Origin of the sequence: Metapseudomonas cellulosilytica (assembly GCF_049334135.1) — a bacterium.
Lineage (GTDB): Bacteria > Pseudomonadota > Gammaproteobacteria > Pseudomonadales > Pseudomonadaceae > Metapseudomonas.
In genome coordinates this window covers 1-6,561 of record NZ_JBHZGN010000051.1, presented here as the reverse complement: position 1 = coordinate 6,561, position 6,561 = coordinate 1, and the positions used below count along the sequence as shown (strand labels likewise).

Below are 6,561 nucleotides of genomic sequence, written 5' to 3'. Positions count from 1 at the left end.
GGAGCCCCGCCCGGCGCCGCTGGTGGATGGAAAAAGCGCCATCCACCCTACGAAACCGGCCGCCTTTGTAGGGTGGACCACGCTTCACCGGTCCACCATGCGGAGCCCCGCCCGGCGCCGGCTGGTGGATGAAAAGAGCGCCATCCACCCTACGATACCGGCCGCCTTTGTAGGGTGGACCACGCTTCACCAGTCCACCATGCGGAGCCCCGCCCGGCACCGGCTGGTGGATGAAAAGAGCGCCATCCACCCTACGATACCGGCCGCCTTTGTAGGGTGGACCACGCTTCACCGGTCCACCATGCGGAGCCCCGCCCGGCACCGGCTGGTGGATGAAAAGAGCGCCATCCACCCTACGGATCTATGAAAACCACGCGGCTCGAGGTCCCTCGTACAGGTCAGTATGACTACAGGCGCGTCATTCGCACCCCGGTCAAAATGACTCCAGAGCTCGCAACCACCTGATTCCAAAGCCTTCCCGTATGGCATGAAAAATGCGCCGTTCCCTTGGCTATACCTGTCGAGGGATCCGCCATGAAAATCCCCAGTGTCACCCTGTGCCTTGCCCTGCTCTGCTCCCCCGCCGCGTTCGCCGCGGAAGTCCTCTCCGAAACCCCTGATACCACCGCCGGCAAAGCCACCGGCGGCATGACCGGCCTGATGTTCGGCGCCATCGGCGGCCCTGCGGGCGCCGTCGCCGGTGCGGCGGTGGGATACTTCGGCGGCAGCCTCGTTCAGGAGTCGACGGGGCTCAGTGAACCCGCCTACCTGGTCAAGACCGATGACGGTTCGGTGCAGCGCTTCCGCGCTCCCGGGCAGCACTTCAATCCGGGCGATCAGGTCGTGGTACACGGCATCCGCATCGAAGCCGCGAAGTGAAGGCGCGGCACCCCTGCCCCATCGGGGCAGGGGTGCCGGAAGGGACTACTTGTTCAACGCCTCTTCCGCCGCGGCGATTTCCGCCTGGCGCTTGGCGATCATGTCGCCGATGGGCGGGCCCTGGAAGCGCCGCGCCTCGAAGGCGAACCAGATGATCCCGGTGAGGATCAGGAAGCCGATGGTGATGTACAGCGCCCAGTCGTTGGGCGGCTGGATACCGATGATGAAGATCAGCGCCATCGAGATGATCGAGAGGACCGCCACCAGCGAATAGAGCCCGCGCCCGAGGTTCCACGGCCCCATGCGCGGCCACTTGGCGGTGCCAAAGGTGAAGAGCCCGAGAACGATGGGGATGACGAAGGAGAAGAACAGGAAGATGACGGTGCAGGACACCACGATGGTGTAGACCGGCGTCTCGCCGATGGACACCAGCGAGGATCCCCAGACGAACAGCACCGCCAGTGTGGCGCCGGTCCATATGGCCGCCACCGGGCTGCGGTGCGAGGGTGACACCGACGCCAGCGCCCTGGAGAACGGCAGCCCGCCGTCGCGGGAGAAAGCGAAGATCATCCGCGACACCGAGGTCACGGTGGCCAGCCCGCAGAGAATCTGCGAGATGAAGATGGCCAGGTAGAGCAACTCCTTCACCACCGAATTCACCTGGGTATCCATGGCCCAGAAGAACACGTTCCAGCCCTGGGCCGCCGCTTCCTCCATACTCGGCAGCATCAGCACGAAGGCGCTCAGCATCAGCCAGCCGAACAGCAGCGACCAGACCACCGACATCACCATGCCGCGCGGCACCGACATCGATGCCTGGTGGGTTTCCTCCGAGGTATGGGCAGAAGCGTCATAGCCGGTGATGGTGTAGATCGGCAGCAGCAGGCCGAGCAGGAAGATCCAGGAGTTGGACACTTCCGGCCAGACATTGCCGCCGGCCGCGCCGGAGAAGTTGCCGAAGGTCCATAGCCGGGAGAACTCGTAGCTGGGCGCCGCCGCCAGGCAGATGACAGTCAGCGCAATGGCCGTGACGAAGATCAGGTAGCCGGAGAAGTCGGTGAGTTTCGCCGTCAGCCCGATGCCGAAGTGATTACAGAGCGCCTGCCCGCCGGTGAGGATGGCGAGGAAGATGACCCGCGTGGTGATGGTGTCTTCCATCCCCAGCATTGGCCCGAAAGCGCCGAAGAAGAAATAGTAGGTGCCGACGTTGATCGCCCCCAGCACCGTCACCAGCCCCAGCAGGTTGAACCAGGCGGTGAGCCAGCCGGTGAAGCGATTGCCGAGGATCGAACCCCAGTGGTACAGGCCGCCAGCGGTGGGATAGGCCGAGGCAATCTGCGCCATGGCCACCGCGAAGACCCCGGAGATCATGCAGCCCAGCGGCCAGCCGATGCCGATGGAAGCGCCACCGGCACCCGAGGTGCCCTGGGCCAGCGAGTTGATGCCGCCGGAGAGGATGCAGATGATCGAGAAGGAAATGGCGAAGTTGGAGAAGCCGCCCATGCGGCGTGACAGCTCCTGGGCGTAGCCCATGCTGTGCAGCAGCTTGACGTCATCGTCCTGATGCGTGGAGCCCTGTTGGCTTGCAGGATTCATGGTGGGTGCCCTGTGTTGGGAATGGCAATGGATTGCTCCCTGCGGCGGTTCGGGCACCTTCCCCGCCTGCGCGGCGACAGCCTGTCGTACTGCTCCCATCCCCTGTACAAACCGGCCAGCGAGCGTGCCCGAACCCGCCCATGGCCGGACTTCAAAGTTGCTCAGTAGCGCTCGAAACCGCGCTGCAGCTCCCAGTCGGTGATGCGCCGGTCGTATTCCTTCTGCTCCCACTCGGCGGTGTGCACGTAGTGGTCCACCACCTCGTCGCTGAAGGCCTTGCGCAGCATGGCCGACCCTTTGAGGGCGGCGGTGGCGTCGCGCAGGGTCTTGTCGACTTCCGGCAACTGGTCGTTCTGGTAGGCGTCCCCTTCGAAGGGGGCGCTCAGTTCGAGTTGTTCATCGATGCCCGCCAGGCCCGCGGCGATCAGCGCGGCGAAGGCGAGATAGGGATTCAGGTCGGCCCCGCCGATGCGGCATTCGATGCGCACCGACTTGCTGCCCTCGGCGCACAGGCGAAAACCCGCGGTGCGGTTGTCGCGGCTCCACACCGCGCGGGTCGGGGCAAAGGTGCCAGCCTGGAAGCGCTTGTAGGAGTTGATGTAAGGGGCGAGGAAATAGGTGATCTCGCTGGCGTACCTGAGCTGCCCGGCCACCCAGGCGCGCATCAGCTTCGACATGCCGAACTCGTCCTTGGCGTCGAAGAACAGCGGCTTCTTGCCCTTCTTGTCCCAGAGCGAACTGTGCACGTGGCAACTGGAGCCGGCCAAGTCATAGCGCCACTTGGCCATGAAGGTGATGGACTTGCCCTGCTGGTGGGCGATCTCCTTGCAGGCGTGCTTGATGATGGCATGGCGGTCGGCCATGGTCAGGGCATCGGCGTAGCGGACGTTGATCTCTTCCTGTCCCGGCCCCCACTCCCCTTTCGAGTTCTCCACCGGCACGCCGCAGGCCTGCAGGTGCTTGCGGATGGCGCGCAGTACCGGTTCCTCGCGGGTGGTCTGGAGGATGTTGTAGTCCTCGATGTAGTGCGAGGCGGTCTTCGGATGGCTGTAGTTGCGCTTGTGAATGGCCTCGTAGCTTTCGTCGAAGAGGTAGAACTCCAGTTCCGAGGCGAACATGCCGAGGTAGCCGCGCTCGTTCAGTCGCGCCACCTGCTTCCTGAGGATGGCGCGCGGGCTGTGGGGCAGGTCTTCGCGGTGGTGATGGTCGAGCACATCGCAGAGCACCAGCGCCGTGCATTCCAGCCAGGGCACCCGGCGCAGGGTGCTCATGTCGGGCTTGAGCACGAAGTCGCCGTAACCCTTGCTCCAGCTGGCGGCGGCGTAACCCGGCACGGGTTCCATGTCGATGTCGTCGGCCAGCAGGTAGTTGCAGCAGTGGGTTTCCTCATGGGCGCTGTCGACGAAGAACTCGGCCTGGAAGCGCTTGCCCACCAATCGTCCCTGCATGTCCACCATACAGGCCAGCACCGTATCGATCTCGCCGCTGGCAACGGCTTGCTTGAGTTCGTCGAAGCTGAGGAGGGGTTCGCTCATGGGGCGGTCCTTCGGTCGGGAACTGCCGAAAGCTTAGCCCAGCAATGGAGACCGCAAGTCATTCCCGCACCAGGGCGGTGCGAACGGAGCAGATCGGGGAATTTGCGGGGGTTCACCTTCCTGTGAATCGCTTTTTCTGTAGGGGCGAATTCATTCGCCAAGCAGGCCGAAGGTCTGCCAATAGATCTCGAAGGGGGCAGCTGCGCCGCCCTTGGCGAATAAATTCGCCCCTATAAGATTGGTTCGTCCCACAGACAGAGAAAAACCCTCAAAAAAAACCGGCAGGCGTGAAGGCGCCTGCCGGAAATCGAGGGTTCTGGTTTCAGTGGGCGATGCAGACCGACTTCAGCTCGGTATAGGCCTCGATCACTGCGCGGCCGAACTCGCGTCCCATGCCGGACTGCTTGACGCCGCCGAAGGGCATGTTCGGGTCCAGCAGCACGTGGGCGTTGACCCAGACGGTGCCGGCCTCGATGCGCGGCACCAGGTTCATCGCCTTGGACAGGTCGTTGGTCCAGAGGCTGGCGGCCAGGCCGTAGGGGCTGTCGTTGGCCAGTTCGATCATGGCGTCTTCGTCGGTGAAGGGGATCACCGAGAGTACCGGGCCGAACACCTCTTCGCGGGCCACGGTCATGTCATGGTTCACGTCCGCCAGCACCGTGGGCTGGACGAAGAAGCCGTCGCCTTCCAGGCGCTCGCCACCGGCCACCACGCGGGCGCCTTCCTGGCGGGCCAGGTCGATGTGCTTGAGCACGTTCTGTTGTTGCTTGCGCGAAACCAGCGGGTTGATCGCTGCTTCCTGATCCATGCCGGCACCGATGGACAGACCCTTCACCGCCGCGGCCAGGCCCTGGACGAATTCCTCGTAGAGGGACTGGTGCACGTAGAAGCGCGACGCCGCGGCGCAGACCTGGCCATTGTTCAGCAGGCCGCCGAGCAGCGCACCCTGGATGGCCTTCTCCACGTCGGCGTCTTCCAGCAGGATCATCGGGTTCTTGCCGCCCAGCTCCAGGGCGAAGCGGGTCATGTTCTCCATGCAGGCCACGCCGACGCTCTTGCCCACGGCGGTGGAGCCGGTGAAGGACACCTTGCTGACCAGCGGGTGCGACGCCAGGGCATTGCCCACGGTGCTGCCGCCGCCGGTGATGACGTTGAACACGCCGGCCGGGATGCCCGCCTCGAAGGCCAGTTCGGCCAGGCGCAGGGCGGTCAGCGGGGTTTCGCTGGCGGGCTTGATGACCACGGTGTTGCCGGTGGCGAGCGCCGGCATCAGCTTCCAGGTGGTGATCATCAGCGGGAAGTTCCACGGCACGATGCCGGCTACCACACCTACCGGCTCACGGCGGGCGAAGGCGGTGAAACGCGAGCCCGGCGGGATCGGGATGGACACGTCCAGGGTCGTGCCTTCGATCTTGGTGGCCCAGCCGGCCATGTAGCGCATGAACTCGACCGTGGCGCCGACATCCAGCATCCGCGACATATTGATCGACTTGCCCTGGCTCAGGGTTTCCAGCTGGGCCAGCTCCTCGCCGTGCTCCTCCACCAGGGCGGTGAAGCGCAGCAGGATGCGCTCGCGGTCGGCCGGACGCAGGCCGGACCAGACGCGGGACTTGAACGCCTTGTGGGCCGACTGCACGGCCTGTTCCAGGTACTCCAGCGGCACGTCCGGCACGGCGGCGATGGCTTCGCCCGTGGCCGGGTTCAGAACTTGCGTGGTCGGGCCTTCCGGCAGCACCCACTGACCGTCGATGAAGCAGCCGTGGCGACGCTCCAGGAATGCCGCGACCTGCGGCAGGATTTCAACCTTGCTCATGCGTGATCCTCTTCATCCGTTGGCCGGGCGCCTGCCCGGCGCCGTCATTTCTGTGCGCCCAGGAAGCAGCCGACCGCGCGACGATCGTCGCCGCTGGCCATCCCGACATAGGGCATGTAGGTACCGGCGACGAAGCCCTGGGGCTGGGCGATGAACTGCTCCAGGCTGTCCATCTGCCATTCCACCGCCTTGGTCTTCATCGCCTGGGAGTAGCTGAAACCGGCCAGGCTGCCGGACTTGCGACCGTAGAGGCCGTGCAGGTTCGGGCCCATCATGGTCGGGCCACCGGCCTTGGCCGAATGGCACACCGAGCAATCGCTGCCGAACAGCGCCTCACCCTTCTGCACCTGGGCCGGCGCGCAGTCCGCCGCCAGCGCCGATTGCGTCGCCAGCAACGTCAGCACGCCGAACAGCAGCCCCTTATTGTATTTGTGCATCAACTCACCACCTCGATCGTCCACTCGCCCGCTCCGCGCAGCCCGAACGGCGCGCGCGGAAACCGGGCCGATGTCCGGATTCTCGGCGCTGGAGGGAATCGAGGTTTTTTTCTCAGTGCCAGACGTGTTGGCAGGGCTGCCAGACAAAGCGGCATTGAACGCGAAGAACACCTGCAGGTGGCGATGGGCACTTGTAGGGGCGAATTCATTCGCCAAGCAGAATGCAGTTCTGCCCTGCCGCCTTGAAAGGGGCAGCTGCGCCGCCCTTGGCGAATGAATTCGCCCCCACAAGATCGGAACC

General features: G+C 64.7%; 5 protein-coding genes. 1 reads left to right on the top strand and 4 read right to left on the bottom strand.

The genetic code is table 11. From position 1 onward, the window contains the following. The first annotated feature begins 534 nt into the window (after positions 1 to 534). Positions 535 to 879 carry a hypothetical protein gene (locus ACFW0H_RS29925; RefSeq protein WP_422917453.1) on the top strand — a complete coding sequence of 115 codons (345 nt, stop codon included), beginning with the start codon at positions 535 to 537 and terminating at the stop codon, positions 877 to 879. A 45-nt stretch (positions 880 to 924) separates the two neighbouring features. On the opposite strand, the gene ACFW0H_RS29920 is transcribed toward ACFW0H_RS29925, so the two are convergent. The 4 genes from ACFW0H_RS29920 to ACFW0H_RS29905 all read right to left on the bottom strand — a co-directional run bounded on the left by ACFW0H_RS29920 (position 925) and on the right by ACFW0H_RS29905 (position 6,260). Next, positions 925 to 2,475, bottom strand: coding sequence for an amino acid permease (locus tag ACFW0H_RS29920; protein ID WP_422917452.1), 1,551 nt, complete (start codon positions 2,473 to 2,475; stop codon positions 925 to 927). A gap of 161 nt (positions 2,476 to 2,636) precedes the next feature. Further along, positions 2,637 to 4,010 (bottom strand): glutamine synthetase family protein, encoded by a 1,374-nt coding sequence (locus tag ACFW0H_RS29915; RefSeq protein ID WP_422917451.1) that lies wholly within the window; start codon positions 4,008 to 4,010, stop codon positions 2,637 to 2,639. A 322-nt stretch (positions 4,011 to 4,332) separates the two neighbouring features. Further along, on the bottom strand, positions 4,333 to 5,823 hold the full coding sequence (locus tag ACFW0H_RS29910; RefSeq protein WP_422917450.1) for an aldehyde dehydrogenase family protein: 1,491 nt from the start codon (positions 5,821 to 5,823) through the stop codon (positions 4,333 to 4,335). A 44-nt stretch (positions 5,824 to 5,867) separates the two neighbouring features. Further along, the gene (locus ACFW0H_RS29905) at positions 5,868 to 6,260 is read right to left on the bottom strand and encodes a c-type cytochrome (protein WP_422917449.1); all 393 of its coding nucleotides are present in this window, start codon (positions 6,258 to 6,260) and stop codon (positions 5,868 to 5,870) included. Positions 6,261 to 6,561 lie beyond the last annotated feature (301 nt).

Excerpts from the sequence above, each read along its gene's own strand:
- ACFW0H_RS29905 (WP_422917449.1), bottom strand. The coding sequence starts at position 6,260 with ATGCACAAATACAATAAGGGGCTGCTGTTCGGCGTGCTGACGTTGCTG.
- ACFW0H_RS29910 (WP_422917450.1), bottom strand. The coding sequence starts at position 5,823 with ATGAGCAAGGTTGAAATCCTGCCGCAGGTCGCGGCATTCCTGGAGCGT.
- ACFW0H_RS29915 (WP_422917451.1), bottom strand. The coding sequence starts at position 4,010 with ATGAGCGAACCCCTCCTCAGCTTCGACGAACTCAAGCAAGCCGTTGCC.
- ACFW0H_RS29925 (WP_422917453.1), top strand. The coding sequence starts at position 535 with ATGAAAATCCCCAGTGTCACCCTGTGCCTTGCCCTGCTCTGCTCCCCC.
- ACFW0H_RS29920 (WP_422917452.1), bottom strand. The coding sequence starts at position 2,475 with ATGAATCCTGCAAGCCAACAGGGCTCCACGCATCAGGACGATGACGTC.